We start from the raw sequence: 23,656 nt of genomic DNA, 5'->3' as shown, positions 1-23,656 counted from the left end.
TTTTAATTGAGGTGGTTATGTTCAGGAAATTAGCAGCCGAATTCTTCGGTACGTTTTGGCTCGTCTTTGGTGGGTGCGGTAGCGCAGTACTGGCCGCAGCATTCCCGGAATTGGGAATTGGATTTGCCGGTGTCGCATTGGCATTTGGTCTGACCGTATTAACTATGGCCTATGCCGTAGGCCATATTTCAGGTGGCCATTTTAACCCGGCAGTGACCTTCGGTTTATGGGCTGGCGGTCGCTTCCCGGCGAAAGACGTTATTGGATATGTTATTGCGCAGGTTGTGGGCGGTATTGTTGCAGCAGCGGCCCTGTATCTTATTGCCAGCGGTAAAGCAGGTTTTGATGCAACCGCCAGCGGTTTTGCCTCGAACGGCTTTGGTGATCATTCACCAGGCGGTTATTCCATGCTTTCTGCTGTTGTAATTGAAATTATTCTTACCGCTGGCTTCTTATTAGTGATCCACGGCGCAACCGACAAACATGCTCCGGCAGGTTTTGCACCTATTGCGATTGGTCTGGCGTTAACATTAATCCACTTGATCAGCATTCCAGTCACTAATACCTCCGTAAACCCGGCACGTAGTACTGCAGTTGCCATCTTCCAGGGCGGCTGGGCATTGCAACAATTGTGGTTCTTCTGGGTTATGCCGATTATCGGTGGGGTTCTCGGCGGTCTTATTTACCGCACTCTGCTGGAAAAACGTGATTAATCGATAACAAAAAGGCCTGGCGAAAGTCAGGTCTTTTTTTTCCTCTCTATATTTCCTTTTATTTGCAACTTTACTCCCCTCTTTGCATTGAGTAGTGTGTGCTGGCGCATTTCGTCTTACATCTCAGCAAGGATCGGGCTTTCATGTTTTCAGGGCTGTTAATCATTCTGGTTCCCCTTATTGTGGGCTACCTTATTCCACTTCGGCATATGGGCGCATTAAAACTCATCAATCGCCTGTTGAGTTGGATCGTCTACCTTATTCTCTTTTTTATGGGCATCAGCCTGGCGTTTCTGGATAATCTCGCCAGTAACCTGTTAGCCATACTTCATTATTCTGCTGTCAGCGTGACGGTCATTTTGCTGTGTAATATCGCCGCGCTATTCTGGCTGGAGCGTTCACTGCCCTGGCGGCATAACCACCAGCAAGAGAAACTCCCGTCGCGAATCGCGATGGCGTTTGAGTCGCTCCAGCTTTGCGGGGTTGTTGTGGTGGGTTTCCTGCTGGGTCTCACCGGTCTTTCCTTTTTGCAGCACGCCACCGAAGCCAGCGAATATACATTAATCTTTTTACTGTTCCTGGTGGGGATTCAACTTCGCAACAGCGGCATGACCCTCAAGCAAATCGTGTTGAATCGCCGGGGCATGATTGTGGCCGTCGTCGTCGTCGCCAGTTCGATGCTGGCGGGGGTTATCAATGCGTTGATCCTCGGCCTGCCGGTAAAAACCGCGCTGGCGATGGCGTCAGGTTTTGGCTGGTATTCGCTGTCCGGTATTCTGTTAACCGAGTCGTTCGGGCCGGTGATTGGGAGTGCCGCCTTTTTTAATGACCTGGCGCGTGAACTGATTGCCATTATGTTGATTCCCGGCATGGTGGGCCGCAGTCGCTCTACCGCGTTGGGGCTATGCGGGGCCACATCGATGGATTTCACCCTGCCAGTTTTACAACGCAGCGGCGGACTGGAAATGGTTCCGGCAGCCATCGTGCACGGTTTTATCCTGAGTCTGTTAGTCCCTCTGCTGATGGCATTTTTCTCCGCCTGACCCTCACTCAAATACCTCTCTGGCGGTAGTCAGCTACCGCCAAAATTGCGCTAAATCAATCTCCTTGCAAGTTGTAGCAGAAATCCCTTTTATCCCTGCGCGCACAGGCATAACCTTAAACATGTATATTAAATATAACTTTAAAAGGTGTGACCATGTTTTGTGTGCAATGTGAACAAACCATCCGTACTCCGGCAGGGAACGGCTGCTCTTACGCGCAGGGTATGTGCGGTAAAACGGCTGAAACCTCCGATTTGCAGGATCTGCTGATTGCTTCCCTACAAGGTCTGTCTGCATGGGCTGTTAAAGCGCGTGAATACGGCATCATCGACCATGAAATTGATAACTTTGCCCCGCGCGCGTTCTTCTCTACCCTGACCAACGTTAACTTCGACTCCCCGCGTATCGTCGGCTATGCCCGCGAAGCGATTGCCCTGCGTGAAGCGCTGAAAGCACAATGTCTGAACATTGATGCGAACGCAGCGGTCGACAACCCGATGGCGGACCTGCAACTGGTCAGCGACGATCTGGGCGATCTGCAACGTCAGGCAGCGGAATTTACCCCGAACAAAGACAAAGCGACGATTGGCGAGAACATTCTCGGCCTGCGCCTGCTGTGCCTGTACGGTCTGAAAGGTGCGGCGGCCTATATGGAACACGCGCACGTTCTCGGCCAGTACGACAACGACATCTATGCTCAGTACCACAAAATCATGGCGTGGCTGGGAACCTGGCCTTCCGACATGAACGCTCTGCTGGAGTGTTCTATGGAAATCGGCCAGATGAACTTCAAAGTAATGAGCATCCTGGACGCCGGTGAAACCACCAAATACGGTCACCCGACGCCGACTCAGGTCAATGTTAAAGCAACCGTTGGTAAATGCATCCTGATCTCCGGTCACGACCTGAAAGATCTTTACAACCTGCTGGAGCAGACTGAAGGTACCGGCGTTAACGTCTATACCCACGGTGAAATGCTGCCAGCACACGGCTACCCGGAACTGCGTAAGTTCAAACACCTGATCGGTAACTACGGCAGCGGCTGGCAGAACCAGCAGGTTGAGTTCGCTCGCTTCCCAGGCCCAATCGTGATGACCTCTAACTGCATCATCGACCCGACAGTGGGTGCTTACGACGACCGTATCTGGACCCGTAGCATCGTCGGCTGGCCGGGCGTGAGCCACCTCGAAGGCGACAACTTCGGTCCGGTTATTGCTCAGGCGCAGCAGATGGCTGGCTTCCCGTACAGCGAAATCCCGCACCTGATCACCGTAGGTTTCGGTCGCCAGACGCTGCTGGGCGCTGCTGATACCTTAATCGACCTGGTCAGCCGTGAAAAATTGCGTCACATCTTCCTGGTCGGCGGCTGCGACGGCGCGCGCGGCGAACGTAACTACTTCACCGACTTCGCCACCAGCGTACCGGACGATTGCCTGATCCTGACCCTGGCGTGCGGTAAATACCGTTTCAACAAACTGGAGTTCGGCGATATCGAGGGTCTGCCGCGTCTGGTCGATGCCGGTCAGTGTAACGATGCTTACTCTGCCATCATCCTGGCGGTCACTCTGGCAGAGAAGCTGGGCTGCGGCGTAAACGATCTGCCGCTGTCTCTGGTGCTCTCCTGGTTTGAACAGAAAGCGATTGTGATTCTGCTGACCCTGCTGTCGCTGGGCGTGAAAAACATCGTCACTGGCCCGACTGCGCCTGGCTTCTTTACGCCGGATCTGCTGGCTGTGCTCAACGAAAAATTCGGCCTGCGTTCCGTAACCACCGTTGAAGAAGACATGAAGCAGCTGCTGAGCGCGTAAGGAGTAAAGAATGACAATGCCAACTCATCAGTGCCCATGGCGGATGCAGGTGCATCACATCCATCAGGAAACGCCGGATGTATGGACAATTTCGTTGCTGTGCCACGACTATTATCCGTACCGCGCCGGGCAGTATGCACTGGTCAGCGTACGTAATTCAGCGGAGACCCTGCGTGCTTACACCATTTCATCTACACCGGGAGTAAGCGAGTACATCACGCTGACTGTTCGCCGGATTGACGATGGTGCAGGCTCACAGTGGCTGACCCGCGACGTGAAGCGCGGCGACTATATCTGGCTGTCCGATGCCATGGGTGAATTTACCTGTGAAGATAAGGCGGAAGATAAGTTCCTGATGCTGGCTGCCGGTTGCGGCGTTACGCCAATCATGTCAATGCGTCGCTGGTTGGCAAAGTACCGCCCACAGGCCGATGTGCAGGTGATCTTTAACGTTCGTTCACCGCAAGATGTTATTTTTGCCGACGAATGGCGCGAATATCCGGTGACCTTAGTCGCTGAAAACAATGCCACCCACGGTTTTGTTTCTGGCCGACTGACGACCGATCTGCTGAAAAGCGTGCCGGATCTGGTCTCTCGTACCGTGATGACCTGCGGCCCGGCGCCGTATATGGATCTGGTCGAAAAAGAAGTCAAAGCGCTGGGCGTGACGCGCTTCTTTAAAGAGCAGTTCTTCACGCCGGTTGCCGAGGCCGCCACCAGCGGTCTGAAGTTCACCAAGCTGCAACCGGCAAAAGAGTTTTACGCGCCGGTGGGCAGTACGCTGCTGGAAGCGCTGGAAAGCAATAAAGTGCCGGTCGTTGCCGCATGTCGTGCGGGCGTTTGCGGCTGCTGCAAAACCAAAGTGGTTGACGGTAACTACACGGTCAGCAGCACCATGACGCTGACGGATGCAGAAATAGCCGAAGGCTATGTACTGGCCTGCTCCTGTCATCCGCAGGGTGATTTAGTACTCGCTTAACCTATAAAATACCCCTTCGTAGCTGCTCCAGGCCGGATAATGCGTTTACGCCATATCCGGCCTTTTTTTACCGCCAGGCCGAATTCCTTGCCACCGAGAAACGCCCCGCCCCTAAAAACGCGACAGCCAGCGCACCGATAAAAAAGTACACCAGACTCTCAATCGCCCATGCGCCAGTTTTATCCAGTGACCAGGTTTCGCCCATCCCGACCATCAGCCATGCCACCACCATCGTAAAGGCCAGCCCCAACGCCGCCGGACGGGTCAGGATCCCAAGGATAATCAGGCAAGGCGCAACGACTTCCCCCAACAGAACGCCGTAAGCAATAAAGCCCGGAAAACCTTTCGCTACCAGCATGCCGCTGATGCCATCAATACCGGAGAACAATTTATGTAAGCCATGAAACAGCATCAATCCACCAACGGCGATGCGTAACAGAAACTTGCCAAAGTCTTCATGAGTCAGCGTTCGGTTAACTGCATTTAATAGTTTAGTAACCATTTGAATTCATTCCTTGTTTCACCATGCCAGATATCAAACTACGCGTTATCTGCTCGAAATGTAAGCTGCCGAAAATAAGGGGGAAATGAGAAGCATAACTATCATCTTCATCTAAACTTGTAACCGGTATCACATTAAAGGAGATGGAAAACCATGAAACAAACGGTTGCCGCTTTTATTGCTAAAACCCTCGAACAAGCTGGCGTTAAACGCATTTGGGGCGTAACGGGTGATTCATTAAATGGCCTCAGTGACAGTCTCAACCGCATGGGAACGATTGACTGGATGCCGACCCGTCATGAAGAAGTTGCCGCCTTCGCCGCTGGCGCAGAAGCGCAACTAACCGGCGAACTGGCCGTCTGTGCCGGTTCATGTGGACCGGGCAACCTACACCTGATCAATGGTCTGTTTGATTGCCACCGCAACCATGTTCCGGTCCTGGCGATTGCCGCACATATCCCTTCCAGTGAGATCGGCAGCGGTTATTTTCAGGAGACCCACCCGCAAGAGTTGTTCCGCGAATGTAGCCACTATTGCGAGCTGGTTTCCAGCCCTGAACAGATCCCGCAGGAACTCGCCATTGCCATGCGTAAAGCCGTATTAAATCGTGGCGTCTCGGTGGTGGTATTACCCGGCGACGTCGCGCTGAAGCCCGCGCCGGAAAGCGCCAGCACGCACTGGTATCATGCGCCACTCCCGGTCGTCACCCCGGAAGAAGAAGAACTCAGAAAACTGGCGCAACTACTGCGTTATTCCAGCAATATCGCCCTGATGTGCGGCAGCGGCTGTGCCGGTGCGCATCAAGAACTGGTAGAGTTTGCGGCAAAAATCAAAGCGCCGATTGTCCACGCCCTGCGGGGTAAAGAGCACGTCGAATACGACAACCCGTACGACGTCGGTATGACCGGGCTGATTGGCTTTTCATCCGGATTCCACACCATGATGAATGCCGACACGCTGATCCTGCTCGGCACCCAGTTTCCCTATCGCCCGTTCTACCCTACCGACGCCAAAATTATTCAGATTGATATCAATCCGGCGAGCATCGGCGCGCACAGTAAAGTTGATATGGCGCTGGTGGGCGATATTAAATCCACTCTCCGCGCCCTGTTGCCGTTGGTGGAGGAAAAAACCGAGCGGAAGTTTTTAGACAAAGCGCTGGAGCACTATCGTGAGGCGCGCAAGGGTCTGGATGATTTAGCCAAACCGAGCGATAAAGCCATTCATCCGCAGTATCTGGCGCAGCAGATCAGCCATTTTGCCGCTGACGACGCTATCTTTACCTGCGATGTTGGTACCCCAACGGTTTGGGCTGCACGCTATCTGAAAATGAACGGCAAACGTCGCCTTCTCGGGTCGTTTAATCACGGGTCGATGGCGAACGCTATGCCACAGGCACTCGGCGCACAAGCGACCGAACCGGGACGCCAGGTCATCGCCATGTGCGGTGACGGTGGTTTTAGCATGCTGATGGGCGATTTTCTGTCGGTTGTCCAGATGAAGCTGCCAGTAAAGATTATCGTCTTCAACAACAGCGTACTGGGATTTGTGGCGATGGAGATGAAGGCTGGCGGTTATCTGACCGACGGTACGGAGCTGCACGACACCAACTTCGCGCGGATTGCCGAAGCCTGCGGCATTACGGGCATTCGTGTGGAGAAATCCTCAGAGGTCGATGAGGCACTGCAAAGGGCGATGTCGATTGACGGTCCGGTACTGGTTGATGTGGTGGTGGCGAAAGAAGAGTTAGCCATCCCGCCGCAGATCAAACTCGAACAAGCGAAAGGTTTTAGCCTGTATATGTTGCGCGCAATCATCAGTGGACGCGGTGATGAAGTGATGGAACTGGCGAAAACTAACTGGCTCAGGTAAAACAGAGGGCATTACCTCACTAAAAAAGGAATGCCCGTGATTGATTTACGCAGTGATACCGTAACCCGGCCGAGCCGCGCCATGCTGGAAGAGATGATGGCGGCCCCGGTCGGGGACGACGTATACGGAGATGACCCTACCGTTAACGCTCTCCAGCAATACGCTGCTGAGCTTTCTGGCAAAGAAGCTGCTATTTTCTTACCTACCGGCACTCAGGCGAACCTGGTTGCGCTGCTCAGCCACTGTCAGCGCGGTGAAGAGTATATCGCAGGCCAGGGCGCACATAACTATCTCTACGAAGCGGGTGGCGCTGCGGTGCTCGGCAGCATCCAGCCGCAGCCTATCGATGCCGCGCCGGATGGCACCTTACCGCTGGACAAAGTGGCGGCAAAAATCAAAGCGGATGATATCCATTTTGCCCGCACACGTCTGCTTAGTCTGGAAAACACCCACAACGGCAAAGTGCTGCCACGCGAGTATCTGAAAGATGCCTGGGAATTCACTCGTGAGCGCAATCTGGCTCTGCACGTTGATGGCGCGCGTATTTTTAACGCCGTCGTTGCTTACGGCTGTGAGCTGAAAGAGATCACGCAATACTGCGACTCGTTCACCATTTGTCTCTCCAAAGGTCTGGGGACGCCGGTAGGCTCACTGCTGGTCGGTAGTCACGACTACATCAAACGTGCTATCCGCTGGCGTAAAATGACCGGCGGCGGAATGCGTCAGGCCGGGATTCTGGCGGCGGCCGGACTGTATGCGTTGAAAAATAACGTGGCGCGTTTACAGGAAGACCATGACAATGCGGCCTGGATGGCGGAACAGCTGCGCGAAGCAGGCGCAGACGTCATGCGTCACGATACCAACATGCTGTTTGTCCGCGTTGGCGAAGAGCACGCTGCTGCGCTGGGCGAGTATATGAAGGCGCAAGGCGTACTGATTAACGCCTCCCCAATTGTACGCCTGGTGATGCATCTGGACGTATCGCGTGAACAACTTGCCGAAGTCGCCGCCCACTGGCGCGCTTTTTTAACTCGCTAAGGAGATGGGCGTGCCGCAACGGATTTTGGTTCTTGGCGCCAGTGGCTACATTGGTCAGCATCTGGTACAGGCGCTCAGCCAGCAAGGGCACCAGGTGCTGGCTGCGGCACGCCGTATTGAACGTCTGGAAAAACTGCAACTGGCTAACGTCAGTTGCCACAAAGTCGACTTAACCTGGCCTGATAACCTGACGCCGCTGCTGACGGATGTTGATACGGTTTATTACCTGGTCCATGGCATGGGTGAAGGCGGTGATTTTATCGCTCATGAGCGCCAGGTCGCGATGAACGTGCGTGATGCGCTACGTAGCATCCCCGTCAAACAGCTTATTTTCCTGAGCTCATTACAGGCTCCGCGACATGAACAATCCGATCATCTGCGTGCGCGGCAGATAACCGCAGACATCCTGCGCGAAGCAGGCGTGCCGATGACCGAATTACGGGCAGGCATTATCGTCGGGGCGGGTTCCGCCGCTTTTGAAGTGATGCGCGATATGGTCTACAACCTACCGGTACTTACGCCTCCGCGCTGGGTACGTTCGCGTACCACGCCCATCGCGCTGGAAAATTTGATGTACTATCTGGTGGCGCTGTTGGACCATCCCACAAGCCATCACCGCGTACTCGAAGCCGCAGGGCCGCAGATATTAAGCTATCAGGAACAGTTCGAGCATTTCATGGCCGTCAGCGGCAAACACCGCTTGTTGATCCCTATCCCGTTTCCGACCAGTTGGATTTCGGTGTGGTTTTTGAATGTTATTACATCGGTACCGCCCACTACAGCAAAGGCGCTGATACAAGGCTTAAAGCATGACCTGCTGGCCGATGACGCTGAGCTACGCGCGCTGATCCCGCAAAAGCTGATCGCCTTTGATGACGCAGTGCGCAGCACGCTGAAAGAAGAAGAGAAGCTGGTTAACTCCAGCGACTGGGGGTATGACGCTCAGGCATTCGCCCGTTGGCGTCCCGAATATGGCTATTTTGCCAAACAGGCTGGCTTTAGCGTCGACACCTCCGCCAGTCTGAAAGCGCTGTGGCAAGTGGTGAACCGACTCGGCGGGAAAGAAGGCTATTTCTTTGGCAATTTTTTGTGGAAGACGCGCGCCGCGCTGGACCTGCTGGTCGGCCATAAGCTGGCAAAAGGCCGCCCGGAAAACCCGTTGTTGCAGGTTGGCGATGCCGTGGATAGTTGGAAAGTGATCATCGTTGAGCCAGAAAAACAGCTCACGCTGCTGTTTGGCATGAAAGCGCCGGGATTAGGCCGTTTAAGCTTTACACTGGAAGATAAAGGCGATCATCGGCGCATCGATGTACGCGCCTGGTGGCATCCGCACGGCATGCCTGGTCTCTTCTACTGGTTGTTGATGATCCCGGCTCATCTGTTCATTTTCAGAGGGATGGCGAAGCGTATCGCCAAACTTGCAGAACAAATCACAGACTAATGACAAAAAGAGACTGTATTCTTTCACGTTTCCCATTGCATACAGGCGTATTTCACGGAAGAATGCGCACGATGTTTTTTAAACACAGTGGATTGATATGAAGGTACTGGTTACCGGAGCCACCAGCGGCTTGGGCCGAAACGCGGTTGAGTTTCTATGCAGCAAAGGCGTCAGCGTCAGAGCCACCGGTCGCAACGAAGCGATGGGCAAGCTGCTGGAGAAAATGGGCGCAGAATTTGTGCATGCGGATTTGACCGAACTGGTCTCTTCGCAGGCAAAAGTCATGCTCGCAGGTATCGACACGCTGTGGCACTGCTCCAGTTTTACCTCACCATGGGGAACGCAGGAAGCCTTCGATCTGGCCAACGTTCGTGCTACCCGCCGTCTGGGCGAATGGGCCGTTGCCTGGGGCGTACGTAACTTTATCCATATCTCCTCTCCGTCGCTCTATTTTGACTATCACCACCATCGGGATATCAAAGAAGACTTCCGACCACATCGCTTCGCCAATGAATTCGCCCGCAGTAAAGCGGCTGGTGAAGATGTGATTGCGCTGCTCGCACAGGCTAACCCGCAGACTCGCTTCACGGTGTTACGCCCACAAAGTCTGTTCGGACCTCACGATAAAGTTTTTATCCCCCGTCTGGCCCACATGATGTACCACTACGGCAGCATCCTGTTGCCGCACGGTGGAAGTGCGCTGGTGGATATGACCTATTATGAGAACGCGGTACACGCGATGTGGCTGGTAAGCCAGGAAGCTTGCGATAACCTGCCGTCAGGCCGCGCATACAACATTACTAACGGTGAGCATCGAACGCTGCGCAGCATCGTGCAGAAGCTGATCGACGAGTTGAATATTGATTGCCGAATCCGCTCGGTGCCCTACCCGATGCTGGACATGATTGCCCGCAGCATGGAGCGTCTGGGCAATAAATCGGCGAAAGAGCCAAAACTTACGCACTACGGCGTATCGAAGCTGAATTTTGACTTTACTCTGGATACCACCCGCGCGCAGGAAGAGTTAGGTTATCAGCCCATCGTCACGCTGGATGAAGGGATTGAGCGTACCGCAGCCTGGCTGCGCGACCACGGTAAGCTACCGCGTTAACCCTGCCCGTATTTCTCCAGTAACGCTTCGGCAATCGCCTGAGTTTCTGCGTCCGCCACGCCGTTCCACAACGTCGGGCGGAAGTGCATCTGGAACGCCATAATCACCCGCTGCTGTTCACGCGGCGTCATTTCGGGTTTCACCTCATAACCATAGCGCGACAGCAGATCGAGTAACGATGCGGTTTCCACCGGCGCATGGGGCGCTCGGCCGGCAAGATAAAACGCCACGCGCTGGGCGTCTGGCCATGCGCCGATTCCCTGTGCAGCCAGCTGTTTCCATGGAAACAATGGGCCTGGATCGTCCTTACGCTGCGGTGCGACGTCCGCATGAGCCACCACGTTTTGCGGCTTGATGTCGTAGCGAGCAATAATGTCCTTCGCCAGTGGGATCAACGCCTGAATCTGCGCTGGCTCAAAGGGGGAAAAATATTTCGTTCCCGCCGCTTTTTGCCAGCCGCGGTTTTCCAGCTCAATGCCAATCGAGGTATCGTTAATCCGCGTCGCGCCGCGCCAGAAGCTAATCCCGGCATGCCAGGCCAAATCTTTTTCCGGCACCAGTTGCCAGATACGTGGCTTGCCATGGTAGAGCGGCGGCACAGCCGGGATCAGATAGTGCGAACTGACGTTTTTATCGGTCAGCGTAGCCAGAGAAGCGTCAAAATCATCGGCCGTGTAATGGATAACCAGCACTTTAATGCGCGGGTAAGCGGCCTGCGCCTGACGGCGGGTATCCAACTGATATCCGTCTTTATCGACAATCCCTTTTTCGCCAGCACAGCCCGCCAGCAGCAGCGTCAATGCCAGCAGCCACAACAGACGCTTCATCGGCGAGTTTTCACCGCAGTACCGCTGACGCTCACCATCAACATGCTGCCATCTTTACCCACGGTTTCGTAATCAATGTCGATACCGACGACCGCATCAGCACCCAGCGCTTTCGCCTGTTCACCCAGCTCCTGAAAAGCAATTTCGCGCGCTTTGCGCAACTCTTTTTCATATGCGCCGGAGCGGCCGCCGACAATATCGCGAATGCCAGCGAAGAAATCACGGAAGATATTCGCGCCTAAAATGGCTTCACCCGTCACCACACCGCAGTATTCCACGATGCTCTGCCCTTCAAGCGTTGGGGTAGTTGAAAACTGCATGATTAATCTCCTTTTTGCGCTAACAACGCTGCCTTAACAACGTTTTCAAACCAATATACTATGACACTCAAAGGAGAACCCGCCAAATAAAACTGCTATCCGTGTCGATGTGTAGCGGTTTCAGGTGGCACGTTTTATTTATTTTTATTTGACCGGCATTCCGCCAGAAATAAAAAAGGCCCCTGATACTGGGGGCCTGAAGTTATTATTTTCTGAAATCTAATGGTGTCGGTGTCTGACCGGACTGAATGTACATTGCGACGTTATCGAATGTAATCATTTTAGATTTACAAAAAATACATTTTGCCCCGAATGGATTTCCTTCAGTAACATCAAAGGTTGATGTTCTGTATTGGGAACCATGGCAACATGGGCAGCGAAAGTGAATATGATTAGTAATAATAGTTACCTCACAGTGCCACAACACTAACTGCGGATGGACCTTTAGGCCCCTGCTCCACACCGAATTCAACTTTCTGGTTTTCATTCAGCGTCTTGAAATCATTACTTTGAATCGCTGAAAAATGGACAAAGACATCTTTACTGCCATCTGCAGGCGTGATGAAGCCAAAACCTTTTTCAGGATTGAACCATTTAACTAAACCAGTCATTTTAGTAGACATATATTTTATTCCTTAATTTGAGCCTTTCGGCAAGCTTGGTTTTTATGACAGAAACTTCGTAGTGCTTAATGAAGAGACTCAAAGAGGGGGATAAATGGATTACACCTAAAAATGAGAACTGCTTGAGTAAACTACTTTGTATATCGTCTGTTATTCAAACCGACCAGATCATTAACGCACGGGCACTGAGATTAATCAACTCTTATTTTAGCCATCCGGAGTCCCTTATAGCCAACAACGCGGCACGGGGGTATGTTTGGCCAGGTGTAAAGCGCGGCAAATGGAACATGCAAATGCGCAGATGGTCTATACAGTATAAGAAGCATGAATGGCCGCCAACGCCCCGTTGCAGGTTGATATACTGAAGCTGAAGTTGGCAACAAACGCCACCAACCTGCTTCAGGTGGGGTGCCCGCGAATTTGCTTTAGCAAAAACAATGTGTTAATCGATCATACAATCTTTAACGAGACAGAATTGTTCATCGTAGAACACTATTAGTAGGAAGCTTATAAGGAAATCATTATGCGCTACTCGAAACTCTCTCTGCTGGTTCCATGTGCACTACTTCTCAGCGCCTGTACTACCGTGACTCCGGCCTATAAAGATAACGGCACGCGGAGCGGTGCATGCGTAGAAGGCGGGCCAGACAGCGTGGCTCAAAAATTCTATGATTACCGTATTCAGCATCGAAACAATGACATCACCTCCCTTCGTCCGTACCTCAGCGACAATCTGGCTAAACTGCTGACCGATGCCAGCCGTGATAACGCGCATCGCGATCTGTTTAACAGCGATCCGTTCTCTAGCCGCTCTACGTTACCAGATAGCGCCAGCGTCGCCAGCGCATCGACTATTCCGAATAGTGATGCACGCAACATTCCGCTGCGCGTAGAGCTGAAACAGGGTGACCAAAGCTGGCGTGACGAAGTGCTGATGATCCGCGAAGGCCAGTGCTGGGTAGTAGACGACGTCCGCTATCTGGGCGGCAGCGTACACGCGCCAGCCGGGACGCTGCGCCAGTCTGTGGAAAACCGCTAGTCGCCCCCATTCACCCGCCTGTTTCATAAACCCCATAAATTGTCTGGCATTCTGCATAGAATGCCGACAATTATTCTTGCCCACTGGTGGCCCCGCTATTTTGTGCTATGTTTAGATAAGAATGCGGTTTGCATTTAACTTTTAACGCATAAATATTGCATAACTATTCTGTCAAAGGTAGTATCTGCGGCTTCAATAGCTATCAGACTGCCAGCATACGAGTGTCAATGAGTATTCAATTAAACGGCATTAACTGCTTCTACGGCGCACATCAGGCGCTGTTCGATATCACGCTGGATTGCCCTCAGGGTGAAACACTGGTGTTACTTGGCCCTAGTGGAGCCGGGAAAAGCTCGCTACTGCGCGTACTCAACCTGCTTGAGATGCCGCGCTCGGGCACGCTCTCTATTGCGGGTAACCGTTTCGACTTCACGAAAACGCCGTCAGATAAAGCTATTCGCGATCTGCGCCAGAACGTGGGTATGGTTTTTCAGCAATATAATCTTTGGCCGCACCTCACGGTTGTACAGAATCTGATTGAAGCGCCCTGCCGTGTGCTCGGTCTGACAAAAGAGCAGGCAATGGCGCGCGCCGAGAAACTGCTCGAACGTCTGCGTCTGAAGCCCTACAGCGATCGTTATCCGCTGCATCTCTCCGGCGGCCAGCAGCAGCGTGTGGCAATTGCCCGCGCGTTGATGATGGAACCACAGGTACTGCTGTTTGACGAACCGACCGCCGCGCTTGATCCGGAAATTACCGCGCAAATCGTCAGCATCATTCGTGAGCTGGCGGAAACCAACATTACTCAGGTGATCGTCACCCACGAAGTGGAAGTTGCTCGTAAAACGGCCAGTCGTGTGGTGTATATGGAAAACGGTCATATCGTCGAGTTTGGGGATGCGAGCTGCTTTGCCAACCCGCAAACCGAAGCGTTTAAAAACTATCTTTCTCACTAAGATTCGGGACAATACAATGAAAAAAGTTCTGATTGCCGCGCTAATCGCAGGTTTTAGCCTTTCCGCTACCGCAGCCCAAACCATTCGTTTCGCTACCGAAGCGTCTTATCCTCCGTTTGAATCTATCGATGCGAATAACAAGATCGTAGGTTTTGACGTTGATCTGGCGAACGCGCTGTGTAAAGAGATCGATGCTACCTGTACGTTTACCAATCAGGCATTCGACAGCCTGATCCCAAGCCTGAAATTCCGTCGTTTTGACGCAGTGATGGCAGGCATGGACATCACGCCTGAGCGTGAAAAACAGGTCCTGTTTACCACCCCTTACTACGACAACTCTGCGCTGTTTGTTGGCCAGCAGGGTAAATACACCAGCATTGATCAGCTGAAAGGCAAAAAAGTTGGCGTACAAAACGGGACTACGCACCAGAAATTCATCATGGATAAGCATCCGGAAGTGACCACCGTACCGTATGACAGCTACCAGAATGCCAAACTCGATCTGCAAAACGGTCGCATTGACGGTGTATTCGGTGATACCGCAGTGGTAACCGAGTGGCTGAAAGACAATCCAAAACTGGCTGCGGTTGGCGACAAAGTGACGGATAAAGATTACTTCGGTACGGGTCTGGGCATCGCGGTGCGTCAGGGCAACACTGAGCTGCAGCAGAAATTTAACGCTGCACTGGAAAAAGTGAAGAAAGATGGGACTTACGAGACCATCTACAACAAATGGTTCCAGAAGTAATATTTGATGAATGAATTTTTTCCGTTAGCAAGCGCCGCCGGGATGACCGTCGGCCTTGCGGTTTGTGCGCTAATCATTGGCCTCGCGCTCGCCATGTTTTTTGCCGTCTGGGAGTCCGTAAAATGGCGTCCGGTGGCATGGGCAGGTTCAGCGCTGGTTACCATTCTGCGCGGGTTACCAGAAATTCTGGTGGTTCTGTTTATCTATTTCGGCTCCTCGCAACTGCTGCTGACGCTGGCCGATGGTTTTACGATTAATCTCGGGTTTGTAGACATCCCGGTACAGATGCAGATCGAAAACTTCGACGTCAGTCCGTTCCTGTGCGGTGTGATTGCGCTGTCTTTGCTGTACGCCGCCTATGCGTCGCAAACGCTGCGTGGCGCATTGAAGGCCGTACCACTCGGACAATGGGAATCGGGTCAGGCGTTGGGTTTATCTAAAGCCGCGATCTTCTTTCGCCTGGTGATGCCGCAGATGTGGCGTCACGCTCTGCCGGGACTGGGTAACCAGTGGCTGGTATTGCTGAAAGATACCGCACTGGTCAGCCTAATCAGCGTGAACGATCTGATGCTGCAAACCAAAAGCATTGCCACGCGTACCCAGGAGCCATTTACCTGGTACATTGTGGCGGCGGCTATTTACCTGGTGATTACGCTGGTGAGTCAGTACATTCTCAAACGCATTGACCTGCGCGCGACACGTTTTGAGCGGAGACCAGGCTGATGCTCGAGTATTTACCTGAATTGTTGAAAGGGCTGCATACCAGCCTGACGCTGACGGTCGCCTCCATCGTGGTTGCTCTGGTGCTGGCACTGATTTTCACCGTCATCCTGACGCTAAAAACGCCGGTACTGGTCTGGCTGGTCCGCGCCTATATCACGCTGTTTACCGGTACGCCGTTGCTGGTGCAAATCTTCCTGATCTACTACGGGCCAGGACAGTTCCCGACGCTGCAGGAGTATCCGGTACTGTGGCATCTGCTCTCCGAACCGTGGCTGTGCGCGTTAATTGCGCTGTCGTTAAACAGTGCGGCTTACACCACGCAACTGTTCTACGGCGCTATCCGCGCCATCCCGGAAGGCCAGTGGCAGTCATGCGGTGCATTGGGGATGAGCAAAAAGGATACGCTGGCGATTCTGTTGCCATATGCCTTTAAACGCGCCCTCTCCTCGTATTCCAACGAAGTGGTGTTGGTGTTTAAAAGTACCTCACTGGCTTACACCATCACGCTGATGGAAGTCATGGGTTATAGTCAGCTGCTCTATGGTCGCACTTATGACGTCATGGTCTTCGGCGCGGCGGGCGTGATTTACCTGATCGTCAACGGTTTGCTGACGCTGATGATGCGCTTAATCGAACGTAAAGCGCTGGCGTTTGAACATAGAAATTAAGCCGATAACTGCATAAAGCGAAAAACAAAAGACGGGCAAGTCTAACAACCGCCCGTCTTTTTTTATACCAATAAAATACTTAATCATTTTTATTGCATATAAATTCATTAAATGGCATTGTTAATTCACGCCGCAGACACGGTAAATCATCATAAGATTGACAGACGGGAGTTCCACCATGAAAAAGTTAGTACTGGCCGCATTACTGGCTACTTTCGCCGCTGGCGCCTCAGCCGCTGATAAAATTAGCTTTGGTGTATCAGCGACTTATCCGCCATTTGAATCGCTGGACGCAAGCAACAAAATTGTTGGTTTTGACATTGACCTGGCAACGGCGCTGTGCAAACAAATGCAGGCGGAATGTACTTTTACCAATCATGCTTTCGACAGCCTGATCCCCGCGCTGAAATTCAAAAAATATGATGCAGTGATTTCCGGAATGGATATCACGCCTGAGCGTAGCAAACAGGTTGCGTTCACTCAGCCTTACTATGCTAACTCCGCGCTGGTTATTGCCAAAAAAGATACCTATAAAACCTTTGCCGATCTGAAAGGAAAACGCATCGGTATGGAAAACGGCACCACGCACCAGAAATACCTGCAGGACAAACATCCTGAAGTGAAAACCGTGGCCTATGACAGCTATCAGAATGCGATTATCGACCTGAAAAATGGCCGTATTGATGGCGTATTTGGCGATACCGCCGTCGTTAACGAGTGGCTGAAAACTAACCCGCAATTAGGCGTGGCTACCGACAAAGTGACCGACCCACAATACTTCGGTACCGGTCTTGGCATTGCGGTTCGCCCGGATAACAAAGCCCTGCTGGAAAAACTGAATAACGCGCTGGCCGCCATCAAAGCGGACGGCACCTACCAAAAAATCAGCGATCAGTGGTTCCCGCAGTAATTTCCGCTCAATCTGAAAAGCCGCAACCGCGGCTTTTTTATCTCTTCTCCTGCGCTTTCAGTCAGTTCTTACGCCAGAAATGCATTCATGGCATACACTAATTAAAACGATAAAGAATGAGGCATAAGGATGATAGCGTTTCCTGCCAGCTTGCTGATCCTCAATGGAAAAAGTGCTGATAATCTTCCCCTACGTGACGCCATTGCAAATCTGCGTGATGAGGGTGTGGAAATCCATGTTCGCGTTACCTGGGAAAAAGGCGACGCTCAACGTTACGTGGATGAAGCGCGTCGATTAGGCGTTGCAACGGTGATTGCCGGCGGCGGCGACGGCACGATCAACGAAGTCTCGACAGCGCTAATCCAGTCACAGGGGGGCAATATTCCCGCCCTGGGTATTTTACCGTTGGGAACGGCGAATGACTTTGCCACCAGCGTGGGTATACCCGACGACCTTGATAAAGCGTTAAAGCTGGCTATTGCCGCAAATGCCGCTGAAATAGATATGGTACAGGTCAATGATAAAACCTGTTTTATCAATATGGCGACCGGCGGCTTCGGTACACGCATCACCACCGAAACGCCAGAAAAACTCAAAGCCGCGCTGGGCGGCGTATCGTATTTTATTCACGGTTTAATGCGCATGGATACGCTCAAACCCGACGTCTGCGACATCCGTGGAGAAGATTTTCACTGGCAGGGCAAAGCGCTGGTGATTGGGATTGGTAATGGCCGCCAGGCCGGTGGTGGACAACAGCTTTGCCCGACGGCGCTGATTAACGACGGTCTGCTGCAACTGCGCATTTTCACCGGCGAGGAGTTGCTGCCTGGGCTGCTTTCAGCGTTAACGCAATCTGAAGACAACCCTAATATCATTGATGGCGCTTCATCGTGGTTTGATATCCGCGCCCCACACGAAATTACCTTTAATCTTGATGGCGAACCGCTCAGCGGACAGGAATTTCATATTGAAATCCTGCCCGCGGCGCTACGTTGCAGACTGCCGCCGGGTTGCCCGTTGTTGCGCTAACAAAACGGCACCCCGCCGGAATCAGGCAATGGTGACTTTGCTATCCAGATAAACATCCTGCACGGCGTTAATCAGCTTAACGCCGTCGGCCATGGTTTTCTTGAAAGCTTTGCGTCCAAGGATCAGCCCCATACCGCCAGCGCGTTTATTAATGACCGCCGTACGTACCGCATCGCTCAGATCGGTTTCTCCACCGGCAGCGCCGCCAGAGTTAATTAATCCAGCGCGCCCCATATAGCAGTTCGCCAACTGATAGCGTACCAGGTCAATCGGGTTATCGCTGGTCAGCTTGCTGTAGACGCGATCGTCGGTGTAGCCAAAGTTAACGGCTTTGTATCCGCCGTTATTTTCCGCCATTTTCTGCTTCACAATATCCGCCCCAATGGTGGCTGCCAGATGGTTAGCCTGACCGGTGAGATCGGCGGAGACGTGATAATCCACGCCGTCTTTCTTAAACGCGGAGTTACGCAGATAAGCCCACAGTACGGTGACCATACCCAGTTCATGGGCACGCTCAAACGCGGCAGAAATCTCTTCAATCTGACGGCGAGACTCCTCAGAACCGAAATAGATTGTCGCCCCGACCGCAACCGCGCCCATATTGAACGCCTGCTCGACGCTGGCGTATAGCGTCTGGTCAAACGTATTGGGATAACTGAGAGTTTCGTTGTGGTTAATCTTCACAAGGAACGGAATGCGGTGCGCGTAACGGCGGGAAACAGAAGCCAGCACGCCATAGGTCGATGCCACGCAGTTACACCCTGCTTCGATTGCCAGTTCCACGATATTCTTTGGATCAAAGTACAACGGGTTAGCCGCAAACGATGCCCCGGCAGAATGCTCCACGCCCTGGTCCACCGGAAGAATCGACAGGTACCCTGTTCCGGCCAGACGGCCCGTGTTATACAGCGTCTGCATATTACGCAGTACGGCTGGCGGACGGTTGTTATCAACCATTACGCGATCGACGTAATCATGTCCTGGCAGGTAAAGTTGGTCAGAAGGAATGGTCATACAACGATGCTGTAAAAGGCTGTCGGCATCTTTGCCAAGCAACTGCGCAATATCAGTCATAGCTATGCTCCCGTAAGTTCCGATTAATAATCGGAATGTGAATTATCCTGACCCGCTTTTTGCGGGCAGCAATAAGCCTGGTACCGACTGCGCTTTTTTTCCATCTTTAGCGCACTTTTCAGCGATTTCCGCTGGAACGATTCAGGAAGAAATAGTGTTAAGGCGGTCAAATTTAGACCATAAAGGTATTTTAAAGGTATTATCAGGTGGTACTATCAACGCGTACCTTACCTGTCATGAAGGATTTAAAGATGAAAACTACAGTTAAGCTGTCGTTCATGATGTTTGTTGAGTGGTTTATCTGGGGCGCCTGGTTTGTCCCACTTTGGCTGTGGCTCAGCAAAAGTGGCTTTACCGCGGGTGAAATTGGTTGGTCTTACGCCTGTACCGCCATTGCCGCGATCCTGTCGCCGATTCTGGTTGGCTCTATCACTGACCGCTTCTTCTCAGCGCAAAAAGTCCTCGCCGTGTTGATGTTTGTCGGCGCTATCCTGATGTACCTCGCCGCGCAGCAAACCACCTTCAGCGGATTCTTCCCGCTGTTACTGGCCTATTCACTGACCTACATGCCGACAATTGCGTTAACCAACAGTATCGCTTTTGCCAACGTGCCGGACGTGGAACGTGATTTCCCACGCATTCGCGTGATGGGCACCATTGGCTGGATTGCGTCTGGTTTGGCCTGCGGCTTCTTGCCGCAAATGCTCGGCTATAGCGATATTTCCCCCACCAATATTCCCCTGCTTGTCACGGCCGGAAGTTCCGCGCTGTTAGGCGTTTTTGCGTTCTTTTTACCGGATACGCCGCCGAAAAGTACCGGCAAGATGGATTTCAAAGTCATGCTGGGGCTGGATGCGCTGATCCTGCTGCGGGATAAGAACTTCCTCGTCTTTTTCTGTTGCTCATTCCTGTTTGCCATGCCGCTGGCGTTTTATTACATCTTCGCCAACGGTTATCTGACAGAAGTTGGGATGAAAAATGCCACCGGTTGGATGACGCTGGGCCAGTTCTCTGAAATCTTCTTTATGCTGGCGCTGCCGTTCTTCACCAAACGCTTTGGCATTAAAAAGGTATTATTGCTTGGTCTTATTACTGCGGCTATCCGCTACGGATTCTTCGTTTACGGCGGTGCGGAAGAATATTTCACTTATGCCCTGCTGTTTCTCGGCATTCTGCTACACGGCGTCAGTTACGACTTCTACTACGTTACGGCCTATATCTATGTCGATAAAAAAGCGCCAGTACACATGCGCACCGCAGCGCAAGGGCTTATCACGCTCTGCTGTCAGGGATTCGGCAGCCTGCTGGGTTATCGTCTGGGCGGCGTAATGATGGAAAAAATGTTTGCCTATAAGGAACCGGTTAATGGTCTCACCTTCAACTGGGCGGGCATGTGGGGATTTGGCGCGATCATGATCGCCGTCATTGCCGTGCTGTTTATGATTTTCTTTCGCGAATCAGACAAAGAAATTACCGCCATTAAGGTGGATGATCGCGATGTAGCGTTGAAACAAGGGGAAGTGAAATGAAAGCAGAACGTATTCTCGGTGCTCTTTATGGGCAGGCGTTAGGGGATGCGATGGGCATGCCGTCGGAACTGTGGCCAAGAACCCGGGTAAAAGCACACTTCGGTTGGATCGACCGTTTCTTGCCTGGACCTGCGGAAAATAATGCCGCCTGCTATTTTAACCAGGCGGAATTTACCGATGACACATCCATGGCCTTGTGTCTGGCTGATGCCCTGCTTGAATGTGACGGAAAGATAGTCCCAGACGTTATTGGCCGCAATATTCTGGCCTGGGCCGAACGTTTCGATGCTTTTAATAAAAACGTGCTTGGTCCAACATCAAAAATTGCGCTAAATGCCATTCGCAACGGCAAACCTGTTGCCGAACTGGAAAATAATGGCGTCACTAACGGGGCGGCAATGCGCGTTTCGCCGCTGGGATGTCTGCTGCCCGCGCGCGATCTCGATACCTTTATTGATGACGTGGCACTGGCCTCCAGCCCGACGCATAAATCGGATCTGGCTATCGCCGGCGCAGTCGTCATCGCATGGGCGGTGTCGCGTGCTATCGACGGAGGAAAATGGTCGGAGATTGTTGACGCGCTACCTGCCATTGCCCGACATGCGCAGCAAAAACGGATCACCACCTTTAGCGCCTCGCTCTCTGCCCGCCTTGAACTGGCGCTAAAAATCGTCCGTCATGCCGATGGTATAGAGTCCGCCAGCGAGCAGTTGTACCAGGTCGTTGGGGCCGGAACCAGCACCATTGAGTCCGTGCCCTGCGCCATCGCGATGGTCGAACTGTCGCAGACCGATCCTAACCGCTGCGCCATTCTGTGCGCGAATCTTGGCGGCGATACCGACACCATCGGAGCAATGGCGACCGCTATTTGCGGTGCATTGCACGGCGTAAGCGCGATTGACCCGGCATTGAAACAGGAACTGGATGCGGTAAATCAGCTGGACTTTACCCGCTATGCCAGCGGATTACTGCGACTGCGCGGACAACGGGAGGCGCTATGAACAGCACCTCGCGTCTGCAACAACTTATCCCGCAGTTAGGTTCACACAGGCCGGTCACGGTGGTGGGGGCAGCGGTCATTGATGTGATTGCCGATGCGTATGCCCTCCCCTGGCGCGGATGTGATATCGAGCTTAAACAGCAAGGCGTTAACATTGGCGGCTGCGCGCTCAATATTGCCGTGGCGCTCAGGCGTTTAGAGATCAACGCCAGCAATGCGCTACCGCTGGGTCAGGGGGTATGGGCCGATATTATCCGCAACCGGATGGCAAAAGAGGGATTGCATAGCCTGATCGACAACGCGGAAGGCGATAACGGCTGGTGTCTGGCGCTGGTGGAACCGGATGGCGAACGTACCTTTATGTCTTTTAGCGGCGTCGAAAACCAGTGGAACGCCGACTGGCTGGCGCGTCTGAACATCCCGCGTAACAGCCTGGTCTATCTGTCAGGCTATCAGTTAACCTCTCCATGTGGCGAGCTGCTGGTACAGTGGCTGGAAGGTCTGGAAGACGTGACGCCATTTATCGATTTTGGTCCGCGAATCGGCGATATTTCAGACGACTTAATGGCGCGAATCATGGCCTGCCGCCCGCTAGTATCGCTCAATCGACAGGAGGCCGAAATTGCCGCCGAGCGGTTTGCATTAAGCCAGGATGTAGAGGTTTTTGGAGCAGAGTGGGTGCGCCGTTTCGCCGCGCCGGTGGTGATACGCCACGATAAAGACGGCGCGTGGTATTTCAGCGCGCAAACATCCGGTTGCGTGCCAGCATTTAAGACCACCGTCGTTGATACCATTGGCGCGGGCGACAGCCACGCTGGCGGCATGCTGGCCGGACTGGCGTCAGGCTGGCCGCTGGCTGATGCGGTACTGCTGGGCAATGCGGTGGCTTCCTGGGTAGTCGGGCATCGCGGCGGCGATTGCGCCCCCTCGCGAGAGGCGTTACTCCTCGCACACAAAGACGTATAGATCGCTTCGGCAATAGCTGATGCTGTATTCAATGGGCCGTTGCTGCTGGTCAAGCGCTACCTGCTTGATCACCAGCACCGGCACTTTGCTGTCCATTTGAATGTGAGCCTGGAACTCCGCGTCTGGCATCCGGGCGCTGACGCGTGAACGCGTACGCTGCGGGAAGATATGCTGGCTGCGAAAATAGTCGTACAGCGAAACGCCGATGGCATCCACATCATGGATTAGTTGGGCCGGTACCCATGACTCTTCAATAGAAACGGCTTCTTCATCGACATAGCGAATACGTTTGAGCAGGAAGACCTCACTCCCGACAGCAACAGCCAACTGCTGCGCCACCTCTTCCGGGCAAGGCACAATGCGCTTGTTGACCCACAGCGTATCTGGTTTTTTTCCGCGTAAAACGACCTGCTGCGAAAAACCCCGCGCTTCTTTGAGCGAATACTCGAAGATGTTGTTGATCTGCGTCCCGTAACCGCGGGCGCGTGTCACCACGCCTTCTTCCTCCAGAGCCTGCATCGCCTTGCGTACCGTAATCCGCGACACGCCAGTCAACTGGCTGAGATCACGCTCGCCGGGCAGGATATTGCCATGCTCCAGAATCCCGCTGCGCACAGCGTTTTTCACCGTTTGCGCAAATTTCATATACAGCGGCGTGTTATCTGCCGCTGCAATGCGTTCATTCAGTTGCGCGATAAGCTGGGTATGCGCTTGTTCCATTTATCTTTTTCCTGCAG

At 52.9% G+C, this 23,656-nt stretch carries 25 protein-coding genes; 18 read left to right on the top strand and 7 right to left on the bottom strand.

Annotated elements, in window-relative coordinates:
- Positions 1–17 precede the first annotated feature (17 nt).
- The 4 genes from aqpZ to hcr all read left to right on the top strand — a co-directional run bounded on the left by aqpZ (position 18) and on the right by hcr (position 4,543).
- A complete protein-coding gene (gene aqpZ, locus FDX11_RS03580; protein ID WP_042307410.1) occupies positions 18–713 on the top strand; it encodes an aquaporin Z in 696 nt (231 codons plus the stop codon).
- A gap of 143 nt (positions 714–856) precedes the next feature.
- Positions 857–1,756 (top strand): lysine exporter LysO family protein, encoded by a 900-nt coding sequence (locus FDX11_RS03575; RefSeq protein WP_042307409.1) that lies wholly within the window; start codon positions 857–859, stop codon positions 1,754–1,756.
- A gap of 155 nt (positions 1,757–1,911) precedes the next feature.
- Complete coding sequence (gene hcp, locus FDX11_RS03570) at positions 1,912–3,564, top strand: hydroxylamine reductase (RefSeq protein WP_042307407.1); 1,653 nt, start codon at positions 1,912–1,914, stop codon at positions 3,562–3,564.
- Between the two features lie 10 nt (positions 3,565–3,574).
- Entirely contained in the window at positions 3,575–4,543 is a 969-nt protein-coding gene (hcr, locus tag FDX11_RS03565; protein ID WP_042307404.1) for an NADH oxidoreductase, read from the top strand.
- A 67-nt stretch (positions 4,544–4,610) separates the two neighbouring features.
- Here the strand turns inward: hcr and FDX11_RS03560 are convergent, their stop codons facing one another.
- Complete coding sequence (locus tag FDX11_RS03560; protein WP_042307402.1) at positions 4,611–5,045, bottom strand: DoxX family protein; 435 nt, start codon at positions 5,043–5,045, stop codon at positions 4,611–4,613.
- A gap of 153 nt (positions 5,046–5,198) precedes the next feature.
- Here FDX11_RS03560 and poxB point away from each other — a divergent pair, with 153 nt between their 5' ends.
- From poxB to FDX11_RS03540, 4 genes are all read left to right on the top strand, one after another.
- The gene (gene poxB / locus FDX11_RS03555) at positions 5,199–6,917 is read left to right on the top strand and encodes a ubiquinone-dependent pyruvate dehydrogenase (RefSeq protein WP_137397498.1); all 1,719 of its coding nucleotides are present in this window, start codon (positions 5,199–5,201) and stop codon (positions 6,915–6,917) included.
- Positions 6,918–6,953: 36 nt separating this feature from the next.
- Positions 6,954–7,955, top strand: a complete 1,002-nt coding sequence (ltaE, locus tag FDX11_RS03550) for a low-specificity L-threonine aldolase (protein ID WP_038641868.1) — start codon at positions 6,954–6,956, stop codon at positions 7,953–7,955.
- Positions 7,956–7,965: 10 nt separating this feature from the next.
- Positions 7,966–9,396 (top strand): SDR family oxidoreductase, encoded by a 1,431-nt coding sequence (locus FDX11_RS03545; RefSeq protein ID WP_121529269.1) that lies wholly within the window; start codon positions 7,966–7,968, stop codon positions 9,394–9,396.
- A 97-nt stretch (positions 9,397–9,493) separates the two neighbouring features.
- The gene (locus FDX11_RS03540; RefSeq protein ID WP_038641874.1) at positions 9,494–10,507 is read left to right on the top strand and encodes an NAD(P)-dependent oxidoreductase; all 1,014 of its coding nucleotides are present in this window, start codon (positions 9,494–9,496) and stop codon (positions 10,505–10,507) included.
- Here FDX11_RS03540 and FDX11_RS03535 read toward each other — a convergent pair.
- From FDX11_RS03535 to FDX11_RS03520, 4 genes are all read right to left on the bottom strand, one after another.
- Positions 10,504–11,334, bottom strand: coding sequence for an N-acetylmuramoyl-L-alanine amidase (locus tag FDX11_RS03535; RefSeq protein ID WP_137397497.1), 831 nt, complete (start codon positions 11,332–11,334; stop codon positions 10,504–10,506). The two genes, FDX11_RS03540 and FDX11_RS03535, sit on opposite strands and share 4 nt — an antisense overlap.
- Positions 11,331–11,654, bottom strand: a complete 324-nt coding sequence (locus FDX11_RS03530; protein ID WP_001160725.1) for a heavy metal-binding domain-containing protein — start codon at positions 11,652–11,654, stop codon at positions 11,331–11,333. Before FDX11_RS03530 ends, FDX11_RS03535 begins: the two co-directional genes overlap by 4 nt.
- Positions 11,655–11,859: 205 nt before the next feature.
- Positions 11,860–12,054, bottom strand: a complete 195-nt coding sequence (locus FDX11_RS03525) for a cold-shock protein (RefSeq protein WP_137397525.1) — start codon at positions 12,052–12,054, stop codon at positions 11,860–11,862.
- Positions 12,055–12,064: 10 nt separating this feature from the next.
- On the bottom strand, positions 12,065–12,277 hold the full coding sequence (locus FDX11_RS03520) for a cold shock domain-containing protein (protein WP_137397496.1): 213 nt from the start codon (positions 12,275–12,277) through the stop codon (positions 12,065–12,067).
- 523 nt (positions 12,278–12,800) lie between these two features.
- Here FDX11_RS03520 and FDX11_RS03515 point away from each other — a divergent pair.
- The 7 genes from FDX11_RS03515 (at position 12,801) to yegS (ending at position 18,350) form a co-directional block, all read left to right on the top strand.
- Complete coding sequence (locus FDX11_RS03515) at positions 12,801–13,316, top strand: lipoprotein (protein ID WP_137397495.1); 516 nt, start codon at positions 12,801–12,803, stop codon at positions 13,314–13,316.
- Between the two features lie 227 nt (positions 13,317–13,543).
- Positions 13,544–14,272, top strand: coding sequence for an arginine ABC transporter ATP-binding protein ArtP (gene artP / locus FDX11_RS03510; protein WP_003027295.1), 729 nt, complete (start codon positions 13,544–13,546; stop codon positions 14,270–14,272).
- Positions 14,273–14,288: 16 nt separating this feature from the next.
- The gene (gene artI / locus FDX11_RS03505) at positions 14,289–15,020 is read left to right on the top strand and encodes an arginine ABC transporter substrate-binding protein ArtI (RefSeq protein ID WP_003027298.1); all 732 of its coding nucleotides are present in this window, start codon (positions 14,289–14,291) and stop codon (positions 15,018–15,020) included.
- A 6-nt stretch (positions 15,021–15,026) separates the two neighbouring features.
- Positions 15,027–15,743: an arginine ABC transporter permease ArtQ gene (artQ, locus tag FDX11_RS03500; protein WP_006683859.1), complete on the top strand. Its 717-nt coding sequence runs from the start codon at positions 15,027–15,029 to the stop codon at positions 15,741–15,743.
- On the top strand, positions 15,743–16,411 hold the full coding sequence (artM, locus tag FDX11_RS03495) for an arginine ABC transporter permease ArtM (protein ID WP_003844364.1): 669 nt from the start codon (positions 15,743–15,745) through the stop codon (positions 16,409–16,411). The genes artQ and artM overlap by 1 nt, the downstream gene beginning before the upstream one ends.
- 178 nt (positions 16,412–16,589) lie before the next feature.
- Positions 16,590–17,321: an arginine ABC transporter substrate-binding protein ArtJ gene (gene artJ / locus FDX11_RS03490; protein WP_042307394.1), complete on the top strand. Its 732-nt coding sequence runs from the start codon at positions 16,590–16,592 to the stop codon at positions 17,319–17,321.
- Positions 17,322–17,450: 129 nt separating this feature from the next.
- Positions 17,451–18,350 carry a lipid kinase YegS gene (yegS, locus tag FDX11_RS03485; protein ID WP_042307392.1) on the top strand — a complete coding sequence of 300 codons (900 nt, stop codon included), beginning with the start codon at positions 17,451–17,453 and terminating at the stop codon, positions 18,348–18,350.
- A gap of 21 nt (positions 18,351–18,371) precedes the next feature.
- Here the strand turns inward: yegS and fbaB are convergent, their stop codons facing one another.
- The gene (gene fbaB / locus FDX11_RS03480) at positions 18,372–19,424 is read right to left on the bottom strand and encodes a class I fructose-bisphosphate aldolase (protein WP_006683855.1); all 1,053 of its coding nucleotides are present in this window, start codon (positions 19,422–19,424) and stop codon (positions 18,372–18,374) included.
- Between the two features lie 251 nt (positions 19,425–19,675).
- Here fbaB and FDX11_RS03470 point away from each other — a divergent pair, with 251 nt between their 5' ends.
- The 3 genes from FDX11_RS03470 to FDX11_RS03460 are packed head-to-tail and all read left to right on the top strand — an operon-like array spanning position 19,676 to position 22,919.
- Entirely contained in the window at positions 19,676–20,953 is a 1,278-nt protein-coding gene (locus FDX11_RS03470) for a nucleoside permease (RefSeq protein WP_137397494.1), read from the top strand.
- Entirely contained in the window at positions 20,950–21,954 is a 1,005-nt protein-coding gene (locus tag FDX11_RS03465) for an ADP-ribosylglycohydrolase family protein (RefSeq protein ID WP_042307388.1), read from the top strand. The genes FDX11_RS03470 and FDX11_RS03465 overlap by 4 nt, the downstream gene beginning before the upstream one ends.
- The gene (locus FDX11_RS03460) at positions 21,951–22,919 is read left to right on the top strand and encodes a PfkB family carbohydrate kinase (protein ID WP_137397493.1); all 969 of its coding nucleotides are present in this window, start codon (positions 21,951–21,953) and stop codon (positions 22,917–22,919) included. The genes FDX11_RS03465 and FDX11_RS03460 overlap by 4 nt, the downstream gene beginning before the upstream one ends.
- Here FDX11_RS03460 and FDX11_RS03455 read toward each other — a convergent pair.
- Positions 22,893–23,639: a GntR family transcriptional regulator gene (locus tag FDX11_RS03455; RefSeq protein WP_042307383.1), complete on the bottom strand. Its 747-nt coding sequence runs from the start codon at positions 23,637–23,639 to the stop codon at positions 22,893–22,895. The two genes, FDX11_RS03460 and FDX11_RS03455, sit on opposite strands and share 27 nt — an antisense overlap.
- Positions 23,640–23,656: the final 17 nt, after the last annotated feature.

The sequence above is a fragment of the Citrobacter sp. wls714 genome (genome assembly GCF_005281025.1).
GTDB lineage: Bacteria > Pseudomonadota > Gammaproteobacteria > Enterobacterales > Enterobacteriaceae > Citrobacter > Citrobacter werkmanii.
Note: the sequence above shows the minus strand (reverse complement) of the source record. Positions and strands in the feature narration are given on the sequence as shown.

Excerpts from the sequence above, each read along its gene's own strand:
- aqpZ (WP_042307410.1), top strand. The coding sequence starts at position 18 with ATGTTCAGGAAATTAGCAGCCGAATTCTTCGGTACGTTTTGGCTCGTC.
- FDX11_RS03575 (WP_042307409.1), top strand. The coding sequence starts at position 857 with ATGTTTTCAGGGCTGTTAATCATTCTGGTTCCCCTTATTGTGGGCTAC.
- hcp (WP_042307407.1), top strand. The coding sequence starts at position 1,912 with ATGTTTTGTGTGCAATGTGAACAAACCATCCGTACTCCGGCAGGGAAC.
- hcr (WP_042307404.1), top strand. The coding sequence starts at position 3,575 with ATGACAATGCCAACTCATCAGTGCCCATGGCGGATGCAGGTGCATCAC.
- FDX11_RS03560 (WP_042307402.1), bottom strand. The coding sequence starts at position 5,045 with ATGGTTACTAAACTATTAAATGCAGTTAACCGAACGCTGACTCATGAA.
- poxB (WP_137397498.1), top strand. The coding sequence starts at position 5,199 with ATGAAACAAACGGTTGCCGCTTTTATTGCTAAAACCCTCGAACAAGCT.
- FDX11_RS03540 (WP_038641874.1), top strand. The coding sequence starts at position 9,494 with ATGAAGGTACTGGTTACCGGAGCCACCAGCGGCTTGGGCCGAAACGCG.
- FDX11_RS03535 (WP_137397497.1), bottom strand. The coding sequence starts at position 11,334 with ATGAAGCGTCTGTTGTGGCTGCTGGCATTGACGCTGCTGCTGGCGGGC.
- FDX11_RS03530 (WP_001160725.1), bottom strand. The coding sequence starts at position 11,654 with ATGCAGTTTTCAACTACCCCAACGCTTGAAGGGCAGAGCATCGTGGAA.
- FDX11_RS03520 (WP_137397496.1), bottom strand. The coding sequence starts at position 12,277 with ATGTCTACTAAAATGACTGGTTTAGTTAAATGGTTCAATCCTGAAAAA.
- FDX11_RS03515 (WP_137397495.1), top strand. The coding sequence starts at position 12,801 with ATGCGCTACTCGAAACTCTCTCTGCTGGTTCCATGTGCACTACTTCTC.
- artP (WP_003027295.1), top strand. The coding sequence starts at position 13,544 with ATGAGTATTCAATTAAACGGCATTAACTGCTTCTACGGCGCACATCAG.
- artI (WP_003027298.1), top strand. The coding sequence starts at position 14,289 with ATGAAAAAAGTTCTGATTGCCGCGCTAATCGCAGGTTTTAGCCTTTCC.
- artQ (WP_006683859.1), top strand. The coding sequence starts at position 15,027 with ATGAATGAATTTTTTCCGTTAGCAAGCGCCGCCGGGATGACCGTCGGC.
- artM (WP_003844364.1), top strand. The coding sequence starts at position 15,743 with ATGCTCGAGTATTTACCTGAATTGTTGAAAGGGCTGCATACCAGCCTG.
- artJ (WP_042307394.1), top strand. The coding sequence starts at position 16,590 with ATGAAAAAGTTAGTACTGGCCGCATTACTGGCTACTTTCGCCGCTGGC.
- yegS (WP_042307392.1), top strand. The coding sequence starts at position 17,451 with ATGATAGCGTTTCCTGCCAGCTTGCTGATCCTCAATGGAAAAAGTGCT.
- fbaB (WP_006683855.1), bottom strand. The coding sequence starts at position 19,424 with ATGACTGATATTGCGCAGTTGCTTGGCAAAGATGCCGACAGCCTTTTA.
- FDX11_RS03470 (WP_137397494.1), top strand. The coding sequence starts at position 19,676 with ATGAAAACTACAGTTAAGCTGTCGTTCATGATGTTTGTTGAGTGGTTT.
- FDX11_RS03465 (WP_042307388.1), top strand. The coding sequence starts at position 20,950 with ATGAAAGCAGAACGTATTCTCGGTGCTCTTTATGGGCAGGCGTTAGGG.
- FDX11_RS03460 (WP_137397493.1), top strand. The coding sequence starts at position 21,951 with ATGAACAGCACCTCGCGTCTGCAACAACTTATCCCGCAGTTAGGTTCA.
- FDX11_RS03455 (WP_042307383.1), bottom strand. The coding sequence starts at position 23,639 with ATGGAACAAGCGCATACCCAGCTTATCGCGCAACTGAATGAACGCATT.